23 protein-coding genes are annotated in these 23,600 nt (G+C 55.4%); 12 read left to right on the top strand and 11 right to left on the bottom strand.

Annotated features, from left to right (window positions below; genetic code table 11):
- Positions 1-21 precede the first annotated feature (21 nt).
- The 3 genes from H1D41_RS01765 to H1D41_RS01755 are packed head-to-tail and all read right to left on the bottom strand — an operon-like array spanning position 22 to position 2,312.
- Positions 22-663, bottom strand: coding sequence for a uracil-DNA glycosylase (locus H1D41_RS01765; RefSeq protein WP_228847285.1), 642 nt, complete (start codon positions 661-663; stop codon positions 22-24).
- Positions 663-1,676, bottom strand: a complete 1,014-nt coding sequence (trpD, locus tag H1D41_RS01760; RefSeq protein ID WP_228847284.1) for an anthranilate phosphoribosyltransferase — start codon at positions 1,674-1,676, stop codon at positions 663-665. Before trpD ends, H1D41_RS01765 begins: the two co-directional genes overlap by 1 nt.
- 27 nt (positions 1,677-1,703) lie before the next feature.
- Positions 1,704-2,312, bottom strand: coding sequence for an aminodeoxychorismate/anthranilate synthase component II (locus H1D41_RS01755; RefSeq protein ID WP_228847283.1), 609 nt, complete (start codon positions 2,310-2,312; stop codon positions 1,704-1,706).
- 227 nt (positions 2,313-2,539) lie between these two features.
- Between H1D41_RS01755 and H1D41_RS01750 the strand changes: the two genes are divergently transcribed.
- Positions 2,540-4,018 carry a divergent polysaccharide deacetylase family protein gene (locus H1D41_RS01750; protein WP_228847282.1) on the top strand — a complete coding sequence of 493 codons (1,479 nt, stop codon included), beginning with the start codon at positions 2,540-2,542 and terminating at the stop codon, positions 4,016-4,018.
- Positions 4,019-4,082: 64 nt separating this feature from the next.
- Here the strand turns inward: H1D41_RS01750 and H1D41_RS01745 are convergent, their stop codons facing one another.
- Together H1D41_RS01745 and H1D41_RS01740 are read right to left on the bottom strand one after the other, a co-directional pair.
- The gene (locus H1D41_RS01745; RefSeq protein WP_228847281.1) at positions 4,083-4,730 is read right to left on the bottom strand and encodes an imm11 family protein; all 648 of its coding nucleotides are present in this window, start codon (positions 4,728-4,730) and stop codon (positions 4,083-4,085) included.
- Positions 4,731-4,851: 121 nt separating this feature from the next.
- Positions 4,852-5,445, bottom strand: a complete 594-nt coding sequence (locus tag H1D41_RS01740; protein WP_394355375.1) for a YcbK family protein — start codon at positions 5,443-5,445, stop codon at positions 4,852-4,854.
- Between the two features lie 370 nt (positions 5,446-5,815).
- Between H1D41_RS01740 and H1D41_RS01735 the strand changes: the two genes are divergently transcribed.
- Genes H1D41_RS01735 through H1D41_RS01720 form a run of 4 tightly spaced genes read left to right on the top strand, consistent with a single transcriptional unit; the run spans position 5,816 to position 10,111 of the window.
- A complete protein-coding gene (locus H1D41_RS01735) occupies positions 5,816-7,435 on the top strand; it encodes a L,D-transpeptidase family protein (RefSeq protein WP_228847280.1) in 1,620 nt (539 codons plus the stop codon).
- 42 nt (positions 7,436-7,477) lie between these two features.
- Positions 7,478-8,602, top strand: a complete 1,125-nt coding sequence (locus H1D41_RS01730; protein WP_228847279.1) for a UDP-3-O-(3-hydroxymyristoyl)glucosamine N-acyltransferase — start codon at positions 7,478-7,480, stop codon at positions 8,600-8,602.
- A 31-nt stretch (positions 8,603-8,633) separates the two neighbouring features.
- A complete protein-coding gene (locus H1D41_RS01725) occupies positions 8,634-8,897 on the top strand; it encodes an acyl carrier protein (RefSeq protein WP_228847278.1) in 264 nt (87 codons plus the stop codon).
- A gap of 2 nt (positions 8,898-8,899) precedes the next feature.
- Complete coding sequence (locus tag H1D41_RS01720; RefSeq protein ID WP_228847277.1) at positions 8,900-10,111, top strand: beta-ketoacyl-[acyl-carrier-protein] synthase family protein; 1,212 nt, start codon at positions 8,900-8,902, stop codon at positions 10,109-10,111.
- 71 nt (positions 10,112-10,182) lie between these two features.
- Here H1D41_RS01720 and H1D41_RS01715 read toward each other — a convergent pair whose 3' ends face one another.
- On the bottom strand, positions 10,183-10,800 hold the full coding sequence (locus H1D41_RS01715) for an invasion associated locus B family protein (RefSeq protein ID WP_228847276.1): 618 nt from the start codon (positions 10,798-10,800) through the stop codon (positions 10,183-10,185).
- A gap of 435 nt (positions 10,801-11,235) precedes the next feature.
- On the opposite strand from H1D41_RS01715, the gene H1D41_RS01710 reads away from it, so the two are divergent.
- Together H1D41_RS01710 and H1D41_RS01705 are read left to right on the top strand one after the other, a co-directional pair.
- Positions 11,236-12,813 carry a helicase HerA-like domain-containing protein gene (locus tag H1D41_RS01710; protein WP_394355374.1) on the top strand — a complete coding sequence of 526 codons (1,578 nt, stop codon included), beginning with the start codon at positions 11,236-11,238 and terminating at the stop codon, positions 12,811-12,813.
- Positions 12,814-12,837: 24 nt separating this feature from the next.
- A complete protein-coding gene (locus H1D41_RS01705) occupies positions 12,838-13,638 on the top strand; it encodes a hypothetical protein (protein WP_228847275.1) in 801 nt (266 codons plus the stop codon).
- Here H1D41_RS01705 and H1D41_RS01700 read toward each other — a convergent pair whose 3' ends face one another.
- Genes H1D41_RS01700 through H1D41_RS01685 form a run of 4 tightly spaced genes read right to left on the bottom strand, consistent with a single transcriptional unit; the run spans position 13,639 to position 17,664 of the window.
- Positions 13,639-14,940: an HlyC/CorC family transporter gene (locus tag H1D41_RS01700; protein WP_228847274.1), complete on the bottom strand. Its 1,302-nt coding sequence runs from the start codon at positions 14,938-14,940 to the stop codon at positions 13,639-13,641.
- Positions 14,941-14,985: 45 nt separating this feature from the next.
- Complete coding sequence (locus H1D41_RS01695) at positions 14,986-15,909, bottom strand: tyrosine recombinase (protein ID WP_228847273.1); 924 nt, start codon at positions 15,907-15,909, stop codon at positions 14,986-14,988.
- Positions 15,909-17,525 carry a hypothetical protein gene (locus H1D41_RS01690; RefSeq protein ID WP_228847272.1) on the bottom strand — a complete coding sequence of 539 codons (1,617 nt, stop codon included), beginning with the start codon at positions 17,523-17,525 and terminating at the stop codon, positions 15,909-15,911. The genes H1D41_RS01695 and H1D41_RS01690 overlap by 1 nt, the downstream gene beginning before the upstream one ends.
- A 1-nt stretch (position 17,526) precedes the next feature.
- Positions 17,527-17,664, bottom strand: coding sequence for a hypothetical protein (locus H1D41_RS01685; protein WP_228847386.1), 138 nt, complete (start codon positions 17,662-17,664; stop codon positions 17,527-17,529).
- A 129-nt stretch (positions 17,665-17,793) separates the two neighbouring features.
- Between H1D41_RS01685 and H1D41_RS01680 the strand changes: the two genes are divergently transcribed.
- Genes H1D41_RS01680 through H1D41_RS01670 form a run of 3 tightly spaced genes read left to right on the top strand, consistent with a single transcriptional unit; the run spans position 17,794 to position 20,716 of the window.
- The gene (locus H1D41_RS01680; RefSeq protein WP_228847271.1) at positions 17,794-18,339 is read left to right on the top strand and encodes a shikimate kinase; all 546 of its coding nucleotides are present in this window, start codon (positions 17,794-17,796) and stop codon (positions 18,337-18,339) included.
- Between the two features lie 13 nt (positions 18,340-18,352).
- The gene (gene aroB / locus H1D41_RS01675) at positions 18,353-19,465 is read left to right on the top strand and encodes a 3-dehydroquinate synthase (RefSeq protein WP_228847270.1); all 1,113 of its coding nucleotides are present in this window, start codon (positions 18,353-18,355) and stop codon (positions 19,463-19,465) included.
- Positions 19,466-19,498: 33 nt separating this feature from the next.
- Positions 19,499-20,716, top strand: a complete 1,218-nt coding sequence (locus H1D41_RS01670; protein WP_228847269.1) for a hypothetical protein — start codon at positions 19,499-19,501, stop codon at positions 20,714-20,716.
- 44 nt (positions 20,717-20,760) lie between these two features.
- On the opposite strand, the gene ssb is transcribed toward H1D41_RS01670, so the two are convergent.
- Positions 20,761-21,303 (bottom strand): single-stranded DNA-binding protein, encoded by a 543-nt coding sequence (gene ssb, locus H1D41_RS01665; protein WP_228847268.1) that lies wholly within the window; start codon positions 21,301-21,303, stop codon positions 20,761-20,763.
- Between the two features lie 240 nt (positions 21,304-21,543).
- Here ssb and H1D41_RS01660 point away from each other — a divergent pair, with 240 nt between their 5' ends.
- Both H1D41_RS01660 and H1D41_RS01655 read left to right on the top strand, forming a co-directional pair.
- Positions 21,544-22,131 carry a lytic transglycosylase domain-containing protein gene (locus tag H1D41_RS01660; RefSeq protein WP_228847267.1) on the top strand — a complete coding sequence of 196 codons (588 nt, stop codon included), beginning with the start codon at positions 21,544-21,546 and terminating at the stop codon, positions 22,129-22,131.
- A gap of 245 nt (positions 22,132-22,376) precedes the next feature.
- Positions 22,377-23,546, top strand: a complete 1,170-nt coding sequence (locus H1D41_RS01655) for a threonine/serine exporter family protein (RefSeq protein ID WP_228847266.1) — start codon at positions 22,377-22,379, stop codon at positions 23,544-23,546.
- The last annotated feature ends 54 nt before the right edge of the window (positions 23,547-23,600 follow it).

Here is a 23,600-nt window from a genome sequence, read left to right as displayed (position 1 = left end):
TGGATAAAGGTACGGGTTGCGTCACGCCCAGGTGATCGGTAATTTGCCTTGTGTTTCCAGCCAGGAATTGACCTTTGAAAACGGTTTTGACCCAAAGAACCCTTTGCGGGCGGAAAGCGGTGACGGATGGGCGGTTTTCAGGATGAAATGATCACCTGGCGTCAGATGATCTTCCATCTTATGCGCCTGTGCGCCCCACAAAAGAAATGCGCAGGGCTGTTTTGAAACCTCAGCCAACACCTCTTGTGCAAGTGTCTGCCATCCAAGTTTTTTGTGTCCGTTTGCTTCGCCTGCGGGGACGGACAGCACCGTGTTCAACAGCAGGAGGCCCTGTTCTGCCCAGGGGCGTAGGTCGGCATTCAAAGGGGCGCTGCCGATGTCCTCAATCATTTCTTTATAAATGTTGTTCAGGGATCTTGGCAGCGGACGCACATCGGGTTCCGCAGAAAACGCCAGACCATGGGCGTGGCCCGGTGTCGGATAGGGATCCTGACCGAGGATCACCACGCGCACATCTTCCGGCGCACAGAAATCTAGCGCTGCGAACCGCTGGTCTGCAGGGGGCAGGATGTCGCGGTTATCCTGTTCCAGAGCGGCTTCGATTGCAGGTAGTTTTTCTGCGAAAAATGGAAGATGCGCCCAGGATTGTGGTATGGAATGCATCAGGCAGACGTAATCTTTGCCAGCGCTTCGATCTTGCCCAAAGCAGAACCGCTGTCGATGGATTGTGCGGCCATTTCAACGCCCTGTTTCAGGGTATCTGCATGATCCGCCACCACAAGCGCCGCTGCAGAATTCAGCAGAACCGCATCGCGGTACGCGGATTTTTCACCATTCAGAAGCGCGCGGAAAGCAACAGCGTTTTCTGCGGGGCTTCCGCCCATAATGGCTTCAAACGGATGGACGGGCAGGCCTGCGTCTTCGGGGTGAAGTTCACGCATTTCAACGCGGTTGTCTTCCAGGGCCGCAACCCAGGACACGCCTGCGATGGACAATTCATCCGTGCCGTCCGAGCCATGCACAAGCCAGGCTTTCTCAGAGCCAAGCTTTTGCAATGTCAGCGCCATTGGTTCGATCAGGTCGCGGGAAAACGCACCGGTCAACTGGCGTTTTGCGCCTGCCGGGTTGGTCAGCGGGCCGAGAATGTTAAAAATCGTGCGACAGCCAAGTTCCGCGCGGGTAGGCATCACATGGGCAATCGCCGGGTGGTGCATCGGGGCCATCATGAAGGCGATGCCGCAATCCGCCAGCGCGCGTTCGACCACGTCCACGCCGACCATAACGTTCACGCCCATCTGGCCAAGCGCATCAGCAGCGCCAGATTTGGAAGACAGGTTGCGATTGCCGTGTTTTGCAACAGTGACACCGGCACCGGCCACAACAAAAGCGGTGGCGGTGGAAATGTTCAGCGTGCCTTTGCCATCGCCGCCCGTGCCAACGATATCCATCGCGCCCGTAGGGGCGTTCACCGCATTACATTTTTCGCGCATCACAGCGGCGGCGGCGGCGTATTCTTCGACGGTTTCGCCACGGGTGCGCAGGGCCATCAACAACCCACCACATTGGGACGGGGTTGCGTCGCCTTCGAACAGGATCTGGAAGGCTTTGCGTGCCTGATCGGCATTCAGGGGGCCGTTGGCCGCGGCGTCAATCAGGGGTTTGAGGGCGTCACTCATATCTGTGGCTCCGGTCTTGTCTTACGCTCAGGCGGCGGGTTGTTTCACGTCACCTGAGGCAAGCCCCGGAACCGTATCAAGGAAGTTTTTCAAAAGCTTATGCCCATGTTCTGATGCAATGCTTTCGGGGTGGAACTGTACGCCGTGAATAGGCAGTTCCTTGTGGCGCAGGCCCATAATGGTGCCGTCTTCCAGCCAGGCGTTAACCTCAAGGCAATCGGGCAGGGTTTCACGATCCACGACCAGAGAATGGTAACGTGTTGCGTCAAACGGGCTGGGCAGGTCTTTGAATGCGCCAGTGTTATCGTGATGCATCTTGCCCATCTTGCCGTGGACGATCTCATGGCAGCGCACAACATCACCACCAAAGGCTTCGCCAATGGTCTGATGGCCAAGGCAAACGCCCATCAGGGGCAGTTTCGCTTCGGCAGCAGCCATGGTCAGCGGCAGGCATATGCCGGCATCGGCAGGGGCTTTCGGACCTGGAGAAAGCAGGATCGCATCCGCACCCATCCCCATGGCTTCCTGCACATCCAGCGCATCATTGCGTTTCACGACCACTTCGGTCCCGAGTTCGCCAAGGTAATGCACCAGGTTCCAGGTGAAACTGTCATAATTGTCAATCAGCAGCAGCATTTGGCCAATATTCCCGATCTGGTTGTAAATGGGGGTGTCCCCCGGTCTGTACCGCGTTATACATGTTCAGAGACAGAGCAAAGGGTCAAGCCCCGCAGGCAAGACAGTGGACCGAACACCGGGAATTTCACCGGAAAGTGTCTATTGGCGACAGGGACTATGGCTCACACATATGATCAATTTACAGCAGCATCGGCAAAGATGTGCTGCGGAACGCGGGGGCTGATATGGCACGTGGATATCTGGCGGGTATGGTAACTGGCGCCATTGTGGGCGGGGCAGGTATCGCCCTGGTTTCACTTATGAATGAACCTGCGAATGTGCCTGAACCGCCTGTGCTGGAAGAACCCGGATCATCTGCGGTGCAGACAGAACCTGATGCGGCGGTGCAGGACGCACAACCCGTGGACGCCCAGGTTTCAGGTGAAACTGATGACAAAGAGGTTGCTCAGGATCCAGTCGCGCAAGTCAGTGTCACACCGCCTGAGGAAGGTGAAACGACCGACACCGCAATAATTGCTGCGGTAGACGAAGCCCTTGCAGCGACAGTGGAAAATGATGCGCCGGAAGAGATCGTTTCAGCGCCGACGCAGGCGGATCCTGCTGGTGAAGTGCAGCTCGAAAGTGATCCGGTTGATGCGGTGGAAAGCCCGGAGGTGTCGCTTGTCGCGCCAGAGGTTGTCATACCTGAAATCGCGGAAGGTGATGTGGATGTAAGGATTCCAGGCGCGGATCAGGTGGAAGAGACACCGGAAATTCCGCATGTTGCTATGCCAGAACTTGTTCAGCCGGACCTGCCTGATGTGGTTTCTCCGACTGCTCCGGAAACGCCAGAGGCAGAAGAAACTGGTCAGGCAGAGGGGCAGATTGGCGAAGAAGTCGGATCTGGCTTTGGCAACCCTGTTGGACGCCTGACAACCCGGACTGAGGGGGCGGGTGTTTCCGCTGCCGGAAATGAGACGATTCTGCCCGGTCAGCCGGCAACGCCCGGGTTTGACGCACAGGCCGCAGAAAATGCGGATGTCCGGGGCGGTGCCCTGGAACGCAATGGTGTTGAATTTGATCTGCCTGGCGGCAAGTCAATGATGTCGGTCATTCTGATTCACGATGGAACCGCGGAAAGTAACGCACTTCTTCCAACGCTTGCCGGGGTGCCTTTCCCTGTAAGCATTGCCGTGAGCGGCACACATCCGTCCGCCGGAGCGGATGCGACAAAAGTCCGGGATGCAGGGCATGAGGTGCTTGTGCAGCTTGCTTTGCCATCGGGTGCAACACCAGCCGATGTTGAAACGGGCTTTCTGAGTGTCCGCAATATGGTGCCGGATGCCGTTGCTGTTCTGGATAATCAGGCAGGTCAGATCGCATCGGATCGATCCGTTGCTGCGCAGCTATCTGCGGCACTTCTGGAAAGCGGTCACGGCCTTGTGCTTCATAATGCCGGGCTAAACACCGCCGGGCAGCTCGCGTCCCGCGCAGGAGTGCCGAATGCCCGGATTTTTCGCAACCTGAGTGCCGGGGGGGCAAATGCGCACCGGATTCGCCGCATGCTACAGCGGGCTGAGTTCAAGGCACGTCAGGACGGATCGGTGGTGCTGGTCGGCACATTAAACGACGAAACATTACGTGCCCTTCAGGAGTGGGCGCTGGATGATCGCGGTGAAAATACTGTGCTTGCCCCGGTTTCAGCAGTTTTACTGCAGGAATAAATGGGGCCGGAGGCGGCTACCCTGGGGAAACCGCTGAGTAAGGGCAGAGCCGTTGGCTGTCTCCTTATTCAATCTGTTCAAACAGGTAATTTCCTTTTGCGATCTTCTGCAGCGCCTCTCGAAACACATCATCACAAAACCAGTCAGATGTATGGCTGTCCCGCCAGACATGGCGGTCGGTCTGGAAACCCGGAATGAGTTTGGTCAATGAGGACAGTGGTGTGGCGGGCGAATATTCGGCGCTTCCGCCAGCGTTTGCCTCCGGAGAACGTTTCCGAATGCGGCTGGAGCGTTCCAGGTCAATTGTTTCTTCCGCCCCGTAAACATTGGCGAAATAGTAAGGTTCGGTGATTTCCGCCTTATCTTTTAAGGACCAGAACTTTGGTATACGGAAAAGTTCCAGATCATCCCCGGCCAGATCCCGGTACATCTGCGCCATGGTCTCATTTACCAGCTGCAATCCCGTGAAATGCATGGGATCAAGCATGTGGTATGAAATGAGACCCTGATCAACAGTCGATCCGGTGACGGCCCAATGTTCAGAAATCTTCTGTTTCAGATCTGCCGGCAGAGGTCCAAGGGGGAAATCATCTGAATAATTTGGATACCAACGCCCCGGAACAGGTCCTATCTTTCGTTTCTGAGTTGTCTCTGACCAGGCAAAATGCCCGCCAATGGCATTCGGATGTGTTCCAACGATATAAACGGCCAAATCAATACTCCTCACCAAACCGGTTGCGGAAACTATAGTTATGCCGGGCGTATATGTCTCTGGAAAACCGACACAAAAAAACGCCCCGGAGGGCGTTTGATCGTTTTACATCTTGTCGGGCTTAGCGGCCCCAGGTGCGGACCTGGCCGCAATCCATATGCACGAAGTTGGAACTTGAGTAACGCCCCACACCACCGGCCGCACAGGCTTTGGCTGCGTTAAACATCTGACCAACAGAGCGGGAGTTCAGGCGCAGATCTGCGGCTTTGCCCTGCATATGCAGAGAATTACGCGCAACACCGCGGGAACGGGAGCGCAGCATAGCGTTGGTCGCAGGGGAGCGATAGCCAGACAGCATCAGGTAGGGTTCATTCACGTCCAGCAGATTATGCGCCGCTGCCATAATATCAATGGTGCGGGTATCCATATTGGTGGCTTCGTCCCGACGCCAGTCACGCATGAAGTAGTTGATGTCAGTCAGGGCTTCGCGGATATATTCGCCTTCAATCCAGTAAACTGTGTCGATGGTTTCACCGGTGCGACCAGAATGCATGCGGATTCTACGCACATCGCCCGCGCCACGCAGGATACCTGCTGCATTGGAAAATGTCGGAGAAGCGACAGTTGCAGTCGCCGCAAATGCAGCGAGAACGCCGCGTCGGGTGAATTGAATAGATTTCGCCCCCGAAATCTCAGAATTTGTCATCTTGCCCATAGGCCGTCAGTCCCGTCGTTTTCTGCCATACCAATAGCGCGACCCCAGCTGTTCGCCGGCTGTCTGCGTTCCATGGCAGTGGATTGGCAGAGTTTCATCTCATCCCCAGATGCGCTTTTCTTATGTCATAAGTCGAATCACAGGCCAAGTGCATATTTCTCAGGCTGCCGTGAGAGGCGGGAAACCGGCAGAAATTTGCTGAAATGAGAAAAGCTGCCTGAATTTCCCCGTATTTTCACACCCGTTGAACGGGACACAGCAATGGGTTTTGGCCTATTCACAAAAGTGATTGGACAGCGTCGCTTCCATTTCCGAGAATTTTCGCGCATACAGCCCATAGTCTGCGTAAGGGTCTTACAGGGGTTCAGGAATGAAACTTTTACTTAATCAATTCGGCAGTGGCCGTGCATTCGTTTTTGCATGCGCCGTGATGCTGGTTGCGGCTCTGACAGCCACAACCGCGACTGCCCAGGATACAGCATTTCGTCAGGCGGTTGCAGAAGCAGCCTCTGGTGATGATGCATTGGCGGAATTTTACCGCACAAGAAATTATGAATCAGTCTGGACAGGGCGTTCCGGCCGGGAACGTTCCCGTCGTCGTGCGTTTCTGACTGCGCTGAACAAAGCCGGGGACCATGGTCTGCCGGTGTCACGCTATAACCCGGATGAAATTCGTTCGATGCTGCGCAGCGCGCGTTCTGCGCGTGAACGTGGTCTGGCCGAAGTGAAGCTGTCAGAGATGTATGTCGCCTGGGCAACAGATCTGAAATCCGGTATTATTCGCAATCCACGCCGTATTGATGATGGCATTGTACGCGAGATTTCACGTCCTTCCACCGGGGCGCTGATGAATGCGCTGATCGAAAACGCACCGAATGCGCTGTTCCGCAGCTTTGCGCCGCGCACACCGGAATATACCCGTCTGATGGAAGAAAAGACCCGTTTTGAACGTCTTCTGGCCCGTGGCGGCTGGGGGGCAACTGTGCCGGGTTCCAAATATGAACCGGGTAACAGTGGGGCAGGCGTTGTGGCCCTGCGTGATCGTCTGATCGCCATGGGGTACATCCGTCGTTCCAGCACTCAGACTTATGACGCCTCAATTCAGGCAGCTGTTCAGCAATTCCAGCTTGATCATGGCCTGAACCCAGACGGCGTTGCAGGTGAAGGTACACTGCGTGAAATCAATACGCCTGCCGCAAACCGTCTGTCTTCTATCCTTGTTGCGATGGAACGCGAACGCTGGTTCAACCAGGATCGTGGCCAGCGTCACGTTCTGGTAAACATCCCGGATTTCCAGGCGAAGATCATTGATAACGGGCAGGTGACCTTTGAAACCCGTTCTGTTGTCGGTGCAAATGACAGTGATCGTCGCACACCAGAGTTTTCTGATGTCATGGAACATATGGTCATTAACCCGACCTGGAATGTGCCGCGCTCAATCGCTGTCAACGAATACCTGCCGATGATGCAGCGGAACCCGGGGGCTGCCGGCCATCTGCGTCTGGTGAACGCCCGTGGTCAGACTGTGGATCGTTCAACTGTGGATTTCACCCAGTATAATGAGCGGACCTTCCCGTTTAACCTGAAGCAACCACCGTCACGCCGGAATGCGCTGGGTCTGGTGAAATTCATGTTCCCGAACCGGTACAACATTTATCTGCATGATACCCCGGCGAAGAACCTGTTTTCCCGCGAAACACGTGCGTTCTCTCATGGGTGTGTCCGTCTGAATGACCCGTTTGATTTCGCCTATGCACTGCTTGCAGCGCAGATGAGCAATCCGGAAGCCTTCTTCCAGGAACGTCTGAACAGCGGTCAGGAACGTGTGGTGCCACTGGAAACCCAGGTGCCTGTGCATCTGATTTACCGCACCGCGGTGACCCAACCACGTGGCAACATCAACTTCCGCCGCGATATTTATGGCCGGGATCGCAAGATCTGGGATCACCTCAGCAACGCCGGGGTGGAACTGCGGGCGCAACGCAGCTAAAACTAAACCCAAAGGGCGGATCATCCGCCCAGAGGGAATAGAATGCGTCACACAGTAAAAGACATTGCAACAGCGCTGGGGCTTGAAGCCGCCGGCGCTGTTTCTTTTGAAATCACCCATGCCGCTGAACCTGTGGGGGCTGCTGCTGATGCGCTGGCGCTTGCGATGAACCCTGCATATGCAGAGGGTCTGTCACAGGGCGCGGCACAGGTTGCCATGCTCTGGGAAGGGGCGGACTGGCAGGCGCTGGGGTTGAAGGCTGCGATTTTCGCACCGCGTCCACGATTTGCGATGTCCGGCCTGACACAGATGCTGGATCACGGGCTGGATCTTGTGCCGGGCGTTCACCCAACGGCTGTGATTGATTCCACCGCGCAGATTGGCGCGCATGCCGCGATTGGTCCGTTTGTGGTGATCAATGCGGGCGTGGTGATCGGCGAAAATGCGCAGATCGCCAGTCATGCTTCGGTTGGACGCAACAGCACAATTGGTGACAACTGTTTGATCCACCCTGGCGTTCGCATTGGCGCAAATGTGCGTATTGGGGATCGGTTTATTGCCCAGGCAGGTGGTGTGATCGGGGCGGATGGGTTCTCTTTTGTCACGCCTGAGAAATCCGGTGTGGAAAAAGCCCGTGAAAGCCTTGGCGATCAGGGCGACGTTGCCAATGAAGGTGCAGGCCAGGCCTGGATCCGTATTCATTCACTGGGCGGCGTTGAGATCGGGGATGATGTAGAAACCGGCGGCAATGTCACGATCGATTCCGGCACGATCCGCGCGACACGGATTGGCCGGGGCACGAAGCTCGATAATCAGGTGCATCTGGGCCATAACGTGCAGGTGGGTGAAGATTGCCTGCTGTGCGGCCAGGTTGGCATTGCCGGATCGACAAAGATTGGCAATCGTGTGGTTATGGGCGGGCAGTGTGGCGCGTCTGACAACATCTTTATCGGGGATGATGTCGTGGCGGGTGGAGCCTCAAAGATCTTCACCAAAGTGCCTGCGGGCCGTGTGATCCTGGGATCTCCTGCGGTGAAGATGGAAACTCAGGTTGAAATCAACAAAAGCCTGCGCCGTCTGCCACGGGCGCTGAAACAACTTGCGGATCTGAAGACGGCTTTTGCCAGCCTTCAAGAAACTGTTTCAAAAACCGACGAAAACAAGTAAATCTGCGACAAGGTAAATTGAGGTAAAATTGATGTCCGACACGATCGAAGCGAAAGTCATTGAAATCATCGCAGAACAAGCGGTTCTGGAGGTTTCTGACGTGACGCCGACCTCAACGCTGGAAGATCTTGGCATTGACAGCCTGGGCCTGGTGGAAAGCATTTTCGCAATTGAAGAAGCCTTCGACATACAGGTGCCTTTTAACGCGAATGACCCCTCGGAAAGTGACTTTGACATTTCTTCCGTGGCTTCAATCACAAAGGCTGTCAGCGCCCTTGTGTCGGAACAGAAATAACCATGAAACGCGTGGTTATCACCGGGCAGGGCACAATCAATTCCCTGGGGCGTTCTGTTGCGGAAACGCTGGAAGGCTTTCGTGAAGGCCGTTGCGGCATTTCTGAACTGGAATTTCAGGATGTGGATCGCCTGTCGATTAAGATCGGCGGGCAGGTCAAGAATTACGACGCCGAAGCTGAATTCAATCGCCAGCAGATCGCACTATATGATCGTTACACTCAGTTCACTCTGCTGGCTGCACGTGAGGCTGTGGGGCAATCGGGCCTGACGTTTAATGGCGAACTTGCGCAGCGATCCGGTGTGGTTCTGGGCACATCCGGCGGCGGTATGCAGACGCTCGATGAAAACTACCGCTCTGTGTATGAGGAAGGTAAAAACCGGGTGCACCCGTTTGTTGTTCCCAAGCTTATGAACAATGCGGCCGCCAGTCATGTCAGCATGGCATACAACCTGAAAGGGCCAAGCTTTACCGTGGCCACTGCCTGTGCGTCGTCCAATCACGCGATGGGCCAGGCCTTCCAGATGATCCGCACGGGCATGTGTGATGTCATGGTGACCGGCGGGTCAGAAAGCATGCTGTGCTTTGGTGGGGTGAAGGCATGGGAAGGCCTGCGGGTCATGTCCCGTGATGCCTGTCGTCCGTTTTCGCTGGGTCGTTCCGGTATGGTGCAGGGCGAAGGCGCGGGTGTCTTTGTCTTTGAGGACTATGACCACGCCAAAGCCAGAGGTGCAGAGATCCTGGCAGAAGTCATTGGCTTTGCTATGACGTCTGATGCGTCAGACATTGTGATGCCATCAAAACAGGGGGCTGCACGCGCGATTTCCGGTGCTTTGAAAGATGCGCGCCTGAACCCGTCTGACGTCTGTTATATCAACGCCCATGGCACGGGGACCGCCGCGAATGACAAAACCGAATGCGCCGCTGTTGCGGATGTATTCGGTGCGCACGCAGATCACCTGATGATGTCTTCCACCAAATCCATGCACGGCCATCTGATTGGCGGCACGGGGGCTGTGGAACTTCTGGCCTGTATTATGGCGCTGCGCGAAGGGGTGATCGCGCCAACCATCGGTTACGAAGAACCGGATCCGGAATGTGCGCTGGATGTTGTTCCAAATGTTGCACGTGAGGCAAATGTTGACGTGGTGCTGTCGAACGCATTTGCTTTTGGCGGGCTGAACGCTGTGCTGGCCCTGCGTAAGGCACCTTAAACAAAGTACAACTGACAAGTAAAAAGCCACCCAATTGGGTGGCTTTTCTGATTTGGGAATGTGTCCCGGTTTTACTGTGCAGGAACTGGCAGCGCGGTAAAGGCCGCGGTGAAACCAGTCAGCGACATTGGCAGATCAAGGCGCTGATCAGGTGCAGCGGCAGGTACGATTGTAACAACTGCATCTGCACCGTTTTTAAGGCGGTTGATTACTTCCTGGGTAAACCCAACGCGGGCAAAGCACCCCTGCGGATCACAGGTTGTGAACTGGAAGCCCAGTGGGTTGCTGCCATCAACGGAAATACGAACGCCATCCGGCAGATGGGTGCCGAGAGGGACGGAAATCAGACCACCAGCAACTGCCTGGCGACCTTCCGGAAGACGGAACATGGTTACTTCTGCAACCGGACCACCTTCCTGGTTCAGAAGAGTGATATTCAGCTGGCAAGGCTCTTCGCCTTCTGTTCCGCGCACACAACGTACATCCCAGTCGCCATGTTTTTCGCGGGAATAGACTTCTGGCGCAACCGGGGTGCCAGTTGGGAAGCTTTCCGCTGTCGCGGCTTCCTGGGCAGTTGCAGCGGCTTCCGCTTCAGCTGCCTCATCAGTGGTTGTTTCCTGAGCGAAAGCCTGGGTGCTGATTGCTGCCGCAAATGTCAGGGCTGCAAAGTGTGTAAAAATGGTTTTCATCTGGCACTACTCCATAGATTTACCTGCATCTAACATGACTGAAAGCCAGTGTCAGGCCGGAAAATCAGAAGAATAGGGGAACCAGGCAAGCCATTGCCGGAGAGCAGATTTCAAGGAAAAAATACGAAAAAGAAAAAGGGCCGAAGACGACCCTTTTTCTATTCTCTCTCCCTGTCGGACTGGCCGACTTATTATTGCAGGAACCCTAATCCGTGCCTTGTGCAGTGGTCAACAGTGAATCTGTAAGAATCTGTAATATTTCGCCTTTGACTGGGATTTTCAGCTTGCCGGGCGGCAGGTGGCAAAAAAAAGACCGTGCACAAGGCACGGCCAGTCTAACAGGGAGGAAGTGCCGGGTGAACGAGGACAGGACACCCGGACAAACAGATACTGGCATGAAAGTGTTAAAAGAGTATTTTCGTATGAAACGGATAAATGAGGGAATCAATTATGGGCGGTGATCGGATCTTTACAGGTGGTGGTGGTGAAAATTATGCGGCACCGCAGGAACTCCTTCTGAAATATGCCAACCGGCACGGTCTTGTCGCCGGGGCAACCGGAACCGGGAAAACAGTTACGCTGCAGATACTGGCGGAAAGCTTTTCTGCCCAGGGGGTGCCGGTTTTTCTGTCGGATGTGAAAGGGGATCTTTCGGGATTGGCCAAATCCGGCAGCGCTGATTTCAAGTTACATGATGCGTTTGTCTCGCGTGCGGAAAAGATTGGCTTTTCCGATTATCAATATAGTTCCTTCCCGACGGTATTCTGGGATCTGTTTGGGGAACAGGGGCATCCGGTGCGCACGACCGTTGCGGAAATGGGGCCTTTGCTGATTGCCCGCCTGCTGGAGCTGACGGAAGCACAGGAAGGTATTCTGAACATTGCTTTCCGCGTGGCAGATGAACAGGGAATGGCCCTGTTGGATCTGAAAGATCTGCAGGCAATTCTGGTCTGGGTCGGGGAAAACGCGAAAGATCTGTCTTTGCGCTATGGCAATGTCGGGGCGTCTTCCATTGGCGCCATTCAGCGACGCCTTCTGGTTCTGGAAAATCAGGGCGGGGCAGATCTGTTCGGGGAACCAGCGCTTGGCCTGTCGGACCTTATGCAATCTGCGCCCGATGGGCGCGGGCATGTGAATATTCTGGCGGCGGATAAGCTGATGGGATCGCCCCGGCTTTATGCAACTTTTCTGCTGTGGTTGCTGTCTGAACTGTTTGAAGAACTGCCAGAGGTCGGCGATCCGGATAAACCGAAACTTGTGTTCTTTTTTGACGAAGCACATCTGCTGTTTGAAGACGCCCCCAAGGCCCTGGTTGATAAGGTTGAACAGGTCGCGCGTCTCATCCGGTCCAAAGGCGTTGGTGTTTATTTCATCACGCAGAATCCGGCGGATGTACCCGAGGATATTCTCGGGCAGCTTGGCAATCGGGTGCAGCATGCATTGCGGGCCTTTACCGCGCGTGATCGTAAGGCACTGAAACTGGCAGCGGAAACCTATCGCGACAATCCGCGGTTTGAGATCGAAGATGCGATCCGTGAGGTCGGGGTGGGCGAGGCAGTGACATCCTTCCTTGAAAAGAAAGGCATTCCGGGGGTGGCTGAACGCACGTTGATCCGCCCGCCATCTTCGCAACTTGGCCCAATCACAGCGCAGGAGCGCGCGGGGTTCGTTGCGACCTCTCCGCTGGCCGGGAAATATGAAAACAAGGTTGACCGTGAAAGCGCCTATGAGATCCTGAGAGGGCGTGCAGACAAGGCAGCGACAGAAGCGGAAGCATCCGAGCGCCAGGAAGAGGAAGCATCTCTGGCCGAACGTGAATTCCGGGCCGCACGGCGCTATTCCGGCAAAACTGTCGGGCGATCCACATCCCGTGTTCAACAGACCCGTCGTCGTACTTCGCGGGAAAAAGACTGGGGTGAATCCATCGGATCTATGCTGAAAAAGGAACTGACCGGCACCACTGGACGGCGCATCGTGCGTGGTATCCTCGGGGGCTTGTTTAAGGGGCGGTAATCGCCCCTAAATAAAGATATTTTAATGAGTGATTATAAATCTCTACGAAATTTTGTTTATGTGGTTTCGGTTGTGGGGGCGATTGGTTTCACCCTTGCTTTCCTTGCGGTTCTGACTGGGCGCAATACGATTGATGCAGGATTGCAGCGGTTTGCAGTCTATGAGGTCGAAAACCGGCTGGTGTCTCTGGCGGGCGCACCGCCGTCAGATGAAATACGCCGGGATCTGACCATGCGCCAACGTCTTGCTCTACGTCTGGCCGGGGAGGCGGAAGAACATGCCGGACTTCTGACAAAAATATCGGAGAATGCAGAACAGCTTGTGTCGGTCGCGCTTGCAGATCGGTGCGGGAAGTCTTGTCTTGAGGCACCTGCCGGGCTGTCGGTGAATACGGCAGAGCGTCTTCTTACCATCAAAGGGCCGGGCGGGCGATCGGTCTATGATTTTATCAACATGCGCTATGACAGGGCACTGAACGGGTTTCTGCTGGATGCAAAGATATTCACCGGCACAAATGCACTGCTGTTTATCATGGTTCTTCTGACCGCAAAGTTTCAGCCATCGCGTGCCAGTCTGTTACTGCGGCTTGAGATGGCTCTTGTCGGTACTGTCGCCGCAGGATGCTGGTTTTTCCTGCGCGGGAAAGATTGGGGGATGGTCTTGTTGACCAATGATTTTACCGGCTGGGCCTATGCAGGCTTCGCCGGGTTTGTCTTTCTCTGGTTGTGTGATCTGCTTTTCCTGAAAGGTTATATCACCGCAAAAGTTCTTGAGCTGATCGGAAACATGATTGGATCAGCCCTGTCAAATTTTTCACCAGGCTGATCAGGCCAATGGTCTGATCTTCAGTTCTGTAATCCGGTTGGCTTCCCGCGCCGCAATTTCAAAGCGGAACCCATGGAAGGAAAACACCTGGCCCGGAACCGGGATCATCTGGGCTTCGTGAATCACGAGACCCGCGATGGTGTTGGCTTCCTCATCGGGCAGGGACCAGTCGGCCGCGCGGTTGAGATCGCGGATCGTCATGGCACCATCCACGATGTAGTTCCCGTTGTCAGCTGCGCGGATTGCCTGATCTTCACCTTCGTCAAATTCATCGGTAATCTCACCCACGATTTCTTCCAGGATGTCTTCAAGTGTGATCAACCCCTGAAGCGCGCCATATTCGTCCACCACCAGGGCGAAATGGGTATGACGACGCAGGAACTGACGCATCTGATCATCCAGCGTGGTGGTTTCGGGCACAAAATACGGTTCGTTTACCACCTCCATCAGGTCAAACCCGGACATTGCACCTTCTTTCAACGCATCACCATCGCGCAGTTTATTGACCGCGCGCAGCAGGTTCTTCGCATGAACCACCCCGATGATGTTTTCGGGATCATCACGGAAGACGGGCAGGCGGGTGTGATTGCTTTCCAGACATTGTGTCAGGATTTCACCCGGGTCTTTATCCGCGTCAATCATCTCAATCTGCGAACGGTGCAGCATGATTTCCTCAACCGTGCGATCCCCCAGATCAAGCGCGCCAAGGATCCGGTCGCGATCTTCTTTTTCAACCGTGCCTTCAGAATGGCCAAGGCTGATTGCACCGGCAATTTCTTCACGGACCGCAAGCATCTGACCGTCCGTGTCCTTCATCCCAAAGAGACGTAAAATCAACCGCACGATCATCCGCACGAGCATGACAAACGGGGTCAGCACCATGACAATCACGGAAATCACAGGGGACACCCGCGCTGCGGCTTCCTCAGGCCGGGTGATGGCCCAGGTTTTGGGAAGAACTTCAGCGAACACCAGAACCAGAAGGGTCATCACAAGTGTCGCCATTGCGATGCCGCTTTCACCAAAGATCCGGGTGAACAGGGCCGTTGCAAGCGATGCCGCGAGGATATTCACAAGGTTATTGCCCAGCAGCACCGCACCGATCAGGCGTTCGGTGTCTTCTGTCACTTTCAGAGCTGCGGTTGCGCCACCTTCTCCCTTGTCGGCACGAGCACGCAACTTGCCGCGGGATGCCGCCGTCAGCGCGGTTTCGGAGCCCGAGAAAAAAGCCGAGCAAAGCAGAAGCAACGCAATGGATGCGCAGCTGAACCAGAAGGCCTGATCAAAGGTGAAGTTTTCCATGGTGTGGAATATCCTGAAGGTGTTCGTTTGGTCTAATGTAACGGATCAGCCGTCATTTTCCAGAGGGTGATGATCCATAACCAGTTCCTGAAGCCGGGCTTCCAGGACATGTGTGTAAATTTCCGTCGTTGACAGATTGGCATGACCCAGCAGAACCTGGATCGCCCGCAAATCGGCACCGTTCGCCAGAAGGTGGGTCGCAAAAGCATGGCGCAGCTTATGCGGTGTGACGTCATCGGGGTTAATTCCGGCGTCTAGCGCCATGGCCTTGATCATTACAAAGAAGGCCTGTCGGGTCATATGGGTTTTTCGATTGCGGGACGGGAAAAGGAATTTTGCTTCCTGATTGCCTTCTTTGCGCGCCACTGTGTTCAGACGATCCGCTTCTGTCAGCCATTCTGCCATTTTGCGACGGGCAGGCGGGGACAGCGGCACCATACGTTCCTTGCCGCCTTTCCCCATAACCAGCAACATCTTGGGATTGCCGCGCGCGGCCGTCAGGGGCAGGGACACAAGTTCTGTCACACGCATTCCCGTGGCATAAAGCAGTTCGATCAGGCAGGCATTGCGCAATTGATCACTGGCGGTGCGCCCAAATTCTTCTGATACCCCGATCAGCTTGCTGACATCGGTTTCGTTCAGAACATGCGGCAGACGCTTGCTGCGACCCGGCCCCCGGATCTTCAGCGCCGGATGATCGCTGCGCAGGCCTTCCTCAAAAGCAAACCGGTACAGCTGTTTAATCGCAGACAGACGCCGCGCGCGTGTGGCTTTTGACAGGCCCCGGGTGTCAATATCGATCAGGTAGTTTTCAATATCATCGCGGACGCAATCGTCCAGGGCACAGGCCTGATTTTCCATCCAGGTCATGAAATCCTGAAGATCACGTGCATAGGCATCCAGCGTATTGCGCGCAGCATTCAGTTCTGCAGCCTGGGCTTCCAGAAAACTGTTGATCCAGGGGTGCATCAGTAAGATGCCCCGTTTTCAGAGATCAGAAGAAACTGCAAGGCGGCTTGGCGGGCGGTATCTTCGCGACCCAGGCTGCGTAAAAGCCGCAGGGCAGATGTGACCTGGCTCAGATCGCCTTCAGTGCCAGACCCAAAACGTGATATCGCGTGTAAAAGCAGTTCACCCACGCGCCCGTCATCCAAAAGCACCTGATCCGCAGCCGTCAGCGCAGCCCCGTCAAATCCGTCAATCACAGCCTGAATGGCAGGGTCGCCGGGTGTGTCTGCTGCAGGCAGCCCTTGCGCAAGGGATTCCAGGAAGGCTTCCCTTGGGGTGGTGGGGCTGAACCCTGCAGGAACAGTTTCATATGTGTCTGATAACAAGGAAATCTGTCGGATCAGAGAAAGGCTTTCGTCAGTGAAAACCAGAGGTACAGTCGCTTCTTCGCCATCCACTTCCGGATTGATCAATTCTGTCAGCCTGGGGGCAAAGATATTGGCCAGCGGTCTTTGCAGGGCATTCTCCTGCATGACCTCTATGAGGGCAGGCAACTGTCGGCTGATTGCATCCGTGTCACCGCTGCGCAGGGCAACATCCATATTCTGCACAATTTTCACCCGGTCCCAGACCCCACCGGAGGCAGCGGCCTGGCGTTCGGTATAGATACCCAGAAGGCGATTATCAGGCACAGCGCCAATCCGGCCCAGGCGTTCAGCTGCTTCAATTCGCAGCTTCCAGCCGGTTACCTCACGCAGATCTGCCTGGGAAAAGGCGAGGGGCAGGATGCGGGTCGGGATAGGCTGTCCCAGAGCTTCGTACATGCGATAGACCAGCGGCGAAGGATGGGACGGCACCGGAAGATCGGGGTCACCTTCGAACATCTCAGGATCCAGAAAACGTGCAATCAGGTCATATTCACCGGGGTTGAGTTCCCCGAGAATGTCAGCGCTGTTCAGCGTCAGAACCGCAGCGTTCCAATCGCCATTGCGGGCAAGACAGAAGACACGCACCTGATAAGACAGCGCGACCCCCCCGGCGGACCGGATGTCATTGCAGGCTTCGGTTTCGCGCCCCAAAAGCAGGGCAATGTCAAATTCACGCCTGAACAGATCGGCATTGCGTGTCTCTATTGAAGATAGCAAGGCGTGGGCATCCTCAAGGAAGCCCAGTTCAAGAAGTTTATCAATGCGCGCAAGCAGCAAACGTCCGTTGCCATTTTCAGGTGCCGCCGCTTCTGCCAGAAGAATTTCGCGGCGCAGCGCAGACAAAGCCGGCAGCGGCGTGCGTGGGCTGGTGACAATCTGTTCAATGATCTGATTTGTTTCTGCACTGCCCCAAAGGCGGGCCGGAAAACCGGTTACAGATGGCGGCAGCAGCCCGGCGGCGTCAGGGCTGGGGGCATCAAGGCTTTGGACAGAAATGCTTTCCACGGCAGCGCTGGTTGATGTCGCAGGTTCATCCAGCGTGAATTCCTGCGGGTCCGCAAGAGAATCTGACAGCCAGTCAATGGCGGACATGGGGCCGTTTTCTGTGGGCGCTGTCTGCGCCTGCAATGCGGGTGCGGCTGCCGCCAGAATTGCAACGACAGAACATGCACGCGTCAGCTGGCCGATTGATGTGCCTTTGCGGCCCATATCAGTTTGTTTCCAGCGTCACGGGTTCGGCTACATCGGTTTGTGCCGGTCTCAGATCACCGAGATAAGCAAAGCCCAGTAGTCCAATAAAACCAAGAATTACCAGAAAAATCAGAAGTTTTATCAGTCGTGCCATCATTGTGTGCCCCCAGGGATCGTCAGTTTTTGCCACCTTCAGGTGGTCTCTGTGCAACTTATATATGGTCTTTTCCCGAATTTCACGTCATTCAGTGTCACAAGATGTGAAATTAAGCGGGGAATGGCCGGAATGGCGCTGCAGCTGAAGAAAACCGTGGTAATGGTGGGGATGATGGGGGCTGGAAAAACCGCCATTGGCCGGGCGGTTGCAGACGTTCTGGGCGTGCCTTTCATGGACAGCGACGAAGAAATCGTGCGTGCAGCACAGATGGAAATTTCTGAGATATTTGAACGGGATGGCGAAGGTTTTTTTCGCGATCGTGAACATGAGGTCATCTCACGTCTTCTGGAAGAAGGCCCTTGTATCCTGTCGACTGGTGGCGGGGCATTTCTGGCGGAACGCAATCGTGATGTGGTTTCTGAGAAAGGCGTCTCTGTCTGGCTGCGTGCGGATCTGGAACTGCTGTGGTCGCGCGTGCGGCACAAAGATACGCGTCCGTTGCTGCGGACCCCGGACCCGAAAGCAACGCTGACCGAACTTCTGACCGCCCGTCAACCGCATTATCAAAACGCTGATCTGGTGGTGGACAGCCGTGAAGATTACAGTATTCCTGATATGGCCGAACGGGTTGTTGGTTGCCTGAAGACACGCCCGGATGTGATTGAAAATAAATAAGAAGGTGAACGGCATGATCGAGACACTCCGCGTTGAACTGGGCGAACGCGCCTATGATATCCGGATCGGTTCAGGGTTGATTGCCCAGGCAGGTGCAGAGATCGCACCGCTTCTGAAACGCAAACGTGTTGCGGTGATTACAGATGAAAACGTCGCGGCACTGCATCTTGATGCGCTTCAATCCGGTCTTGCGGCGGAAGGCATCGCGATGACAGCTTTGACCTTGCCTGCAGGTGAAGCCACCAAATCCTGGCCGCATTTCACCCGCACTGTGGAATGGCTGCTGGATCAGCAGGTGGAACGAGGCGATATCGTTGTTGCCTTTGGCGGCGGGGTGATTGGCGATCTGACAGGATTTGCGGCCTCTGTGCTGCGCCGGGGTGTGCGTTTTGTGCAGATCCCGACGTCTCTTCTGGCGCAGGTCGACAGCTCTGTTGGTGGTAAAACCGGCATTAACGCACCCCAGGGCAAGAACCTGATCGGGGCGTTTCATCAGCCATCGCTTGTGCTGGCAGATGTGGGCGTGCTTGGCACATTGACCGCACGTGATCTCCTGGCCGGGTACGGTGAAGTTGTGAAATACGGCATGCTGGGTGATGAAAGTTTCTTTGAATGGCTGGAACAGAATGGTCCGGCGCTGGCAGCGGGGGATGAAGCCCTGCGGATCGAAGCTGTGCGCCGTTCCTGCCAGATGAAAGCCGACATCGTTGCACGGGATGAAACCGAACAGGGCGATCGCGCGCTGTTGAACCTGGGCCACACATTCTGCCATGCGCTGGAAGCCGCAACGGGCTATTCTGATCGCTTGCTGCACGGCGAAGGTGTTGCGATTGGTTGCGCCCTGGCTTTTGAAACTTCAGCCCGTCTGGGCCTGTGTGCGCAGGAAGCACCATCGCGCGTGCGTGCGCATCTGCGCGATATGGGGATGAAAGTGGATCTTGCTGACATTCCCGGTGACCTGCCGGATGCCGATGCGCTGATTACGCTGATGGGCCAGGACAAAAAGGTGGTCGAAGGCCAGCTGCGTTTCATCATGGCGCGCAGTATTGGCGATGCTTTTGTGACCGCTGATGTGGATCGCGCCGTTGTGAAATCGGTGCTGGAGGATGCTCTGGCCGCCTGTTGATGTCGGGATCCTATAAAGTTCAGAGGTAATCTGTTGATACGTTACAGTGACCGGCCCCGTCTGTTTTCTCTGATCGCCCTGATCTGGGGGGGATTTCTGTTATTGATCGCATCCCCCTGGGCTTACGGGCTTCTGCCTGGCTGGATTCTCACGAACGACAGGGCAATCATGCTGGCCTTTGTGATTGGATCAACCTGTTTGCTCAGCTTTCCAGGGTCGCTTGTGTGGCAGAGAGCCGGCCTGGCTTTTGTCGCCTGTGTTGTCATGCTGACGCCTCTTATTTTCGCAAGTGACATTGCAGCGGCTGGCGGGCGTGCCCGGGGTGCGATGGTCTGGTTCGGATTGGCCGGTGTACTGCTGGTTCTCTGGGCCATCCATCGGGTGTTGGGTTGGCTGGGGCTGGCCCTGGTTATGATCACATTGATCTATTGCGTGATTGGCCATCTGGATTTCATATCAGACGATCTGCGCTGGCGCGGGGCATCTCTTTCAAAACTGATGAGTCATTTCTGGACAACAGGTGAAGGCGTCTTCGGGGGTATGATGGGTTACGTCGCAAAGTTCCTGCTCATCGAACTGTTGCTTTGGTCTTTGGTTGTTCGGGGATTTGTCGGGGAAACGCGCCTGCCATTTTCCGGGATCCTGCTACTGCTGGCGCTGGGGCCTTATCTGGAAAGCGTTGTAACGCGCTTGTTTTTCCTGCCACTCGGTCTGGATGATATCGTCGTAACACTGACGATTGCCGTTCTTTTGTTGGCACATCAGATTTTTGCGCTGCTCCGGCGCGATATTGCATTGCGGGAGTTTGTTCTGGCTGTGCTGTTGATTGCGACGGCATTGGGTGTGAAGGCTTTCTTTACCGTTCACCACGGTTATTCACCGGTTCGGTCTGTCTTTTACGCGATCTTTTCTGTGGCCAGTGTAATCTTGCTTCAGGTTTTCTTTGATATTTTGTGCGGTAGGGTGCACTTCGTACAAGGGTTGAAGTGGTTTCCACGTGCCGTGTATGACGCCGTAATACGCGCGATGTTCCATGCAATATGGATCGTGCTGGCTTACACGGGGATCGCGCTGATCATGGGGGCTGCAAGTCTGACAGGGTTGGGGCAGCTTGCAGCCGATCTGATCGACAACCGGGGACACGATCTTAGCATTGCAGCTGTTATGCTGGGGGGATCGGTTCTGGCCGGGCCGTTTCTTTTGCCTTTGGCCGGCTGGTGGCGGTACGGTCGCCCAGCGTCATTCAAATAAAAAACGCCGCTGATTTGCGGCGTTTTTCAGTGAAACTTCAGGGATCAGAACGGGATCTCATCGTCCAGATCAGATGCCGGAGCAGGGGCTGGGCGTCCGCCGCCCTGGTTGCCACCACCGCCGTAGCCACCCTGACCACCGCCATAGTTATCGCCACCATAGCCGCCGTCTTGACCACCGCCCTGGCCGCCACCGTAACCACCACGGCTGCCGCCGCCCTGGCCACCGCCTTCGCCACGGCCATCCAGCATGGTCAGCGTGCCGCCGAAGCCTTGCAGGACAACTTCGGTTGAATAACGATCATTGCCGGACTGATCCTGCCATTTGCGGGTCTGAAGCTGACCTTCGACAAACACTTTGGACCCTTTGCGCAGATATTGTTCGCAGACGCGTACCAGGCCTTCGCTGAAAACGGACACAGTGTGCCATTCGGTTTTCTCACGACGTTCGCCGGTGTTGCGATCTTTCCAGGCCTCAGACGTCGCAATACGCAGATTGCAGACTTTGCCGCCATTGTTAAAGCTGCGCACTTCCGGGTCCGCCCCGAGATTGCCAATCAGCATAACTTTATTGAGTGAACCGGCCATGAAGCACATCCTCTGTTTGACTGTTTCGCGGTGCGTGATCTGCACCCGCTATGTATTTTCCGGCAACCATACAGATGGTCGGGGGGGACAGGAAGCAGTTTGCTGTTGAAAACTAAAATTTGTGTAAACTGGCGGTGGATTGCCTGGGGTAGACTCAGAATTGCGTTGCAACTGGTGAAATGATAAAAGCAGCTTATGTTGTTGCGTGGTATTGGTTTTGTAATCCGGAGACAGAACAGAATGATAAGCAGACTGAAAAGCCAGACGGCGTTTGTTATCTCTCTTTTGCTGCTGTCCCATGCGGCTGATGCGCAAAGCGCGCCGCATAACCGGTTGCTGCAACAGCTAAGCGTTCTGGATGGTCGCGCTGCTGAACAGTACAATAATTCCGTTAGATTACAACCTCCTACGGTGACTAACCTGGGGCGTCGGGATGATGTCCCGGCTTATACCGGCCAGTACCGGGGGGAATATACGCAGATGGCGCGGGCGGCCGCGCGGCGCTATAGCATTCCCGAAGATCTGTTTCTGCGGCTTGTGCAGCAGGAAAGCAACTGGAACCCCAATGCACGCAGCAGTGCCGGGGCGATTGGTCTGGCGCAGCTTATGCCGGGAACTGCGCGTATTCTGGGGGTAAACCCCCGTGATCCAAGGCAAAATCTGGACGGTGGTGCGCGTTACCTGAAGGAACAATACGACAAGTTCCGGTCCTGGCGGCTGGCGCTTGCGGCTTATAATGCAGGACCTGGCGCGGTTGAACGTCATGGTGGTGTGCCGCCTTATCGCGAAACCCGGAACTATGTGCGTCGTATCCTGGGCAGCAGCTGAAGTTTAAAGAGTTTAAACCTCTGAAGTAGCGAACGTTACAATCTTTAAAGCCATCCAGGAACGAAGTTTAAACTCTTTACGTTGGTCATTTTGGGTATTTTAGACCCCATTCAGTCCGTGCCCGGATAGGGACGCAAGGGTCACTTGACGCAGTTAACCGGATGGAAAGTAATGTGTCAGCATTGGCTTGCCCCGGACTGAAAATCATGAGAAAGGGGCGCGAGATAAGTCAGGAAAGCTGTCATATGGTGAACCCGGGCCGGGCGCAGAAGATTGCGGAAATCGGCGAAGCGCTGCATCGCAGTGGCTGTGCGCCCTATAAGATTGAAAAATACGTGCAGCATTACGCCCGTAAACTGGGCGTGACTGTTGTTGTGCAGGCGACGCCGACCTCGGTCAGTTTTCAGTTTCCCGAAGAAGACAATCAGATCCTGATGCGCCGCATGGATCCGGCTGGCATTGATCTGGGCCTGCTGGCGCGCACGATCATTCGCATTCATCGCGATGATGACACGCATATCGGCTATGTTCCTTATCCGACCTGGCTGACGGCGCTGGCGCATATTTCCATCCCTCCGATTTTTCTGGTCCTTGTGGGCAGCAGTCTTCAGGCGATCGGGTTTGCGGCGATTCTGGGTGTTCTGGTCTGGATCTGTCAGCAGATCTGTCAGGGCGAGAGGGCGAATTTTGTTGAGTTCCTCAGCGCGCTGATCGTCGGAATTACAGTTGCTGCGATCAGTGCGGGCGGGGCCGAGGTGCCGGTCTGGGGGCTGTGCATTGCGGCGATTGTGCTGTTTGTCCCCGGGCTTTCGATCGCCAATTCCCTGGAATGCCTGGCCTTTAACGACCTGATTTCCGGCACAAGCCTGTTTACCCAGGCGATGTTTGTTTTCACCAAACTGTTTATCGGCATTTTCATTGGCCTTAACATTGGTGAGACGATCTTTGGCGCGGGTCTGCATGCCCCGAATGTGAATGAAGTCATCTGGTGGTGGCCCGTGGTGGCTCTGCCTGTTTTCAGCTTTGCCCTGGGTATTATTTTTAACGCACGTCCCGTTGATATTGCCCTGGCCCTGCCTGTGACCGCGCTGGGTCTTTGGGGGCCTGTTTGGCTTGGCTTTGGTGCCGGCTGGATCACCGGGACCTGGGTGACGGCGGCTTGTATCACCCTGTACGGGACCTGGCTTGCAAAGAAGATGAATCTGACCGGCGCGATCTATATTATGCCCGGTATTTTGCTTTTGGTGCCGGGAAGCCGTGTGTTGTTTGGCGCGACCCAAAGCCTGTTCAACGAAAGCCTGATGCCCGTGCAAGGCGTTGGATTGTCAGCGTTTCTGATGTTTGCGGCGATTGTTGCCGGGCAGATCACAGCGCTGTCGCTGTATTCCCAGAAGAACCGGAATTTGGTCAGCTGACGTCTTGTTTTAATGCCTGGCGTTACCCACCTTAAGTGAATTGAGCTGAGGTGA

The sequence above is a fragment of the Halocynthiibacter styelae genome, from assembly GCF_016123485.1.
GTDB classification, from domain to species: domain Bacteria; phylum Pseudomonadota; class Alphaproteobacteria; order Rhodobacterales; family Rhodobacteraceae; genus Halocynthiibacter; species Halocynthiibacter styelae.
This window is presented reverse-complemented; position numbering and strand designations above follow the sequence as displayed.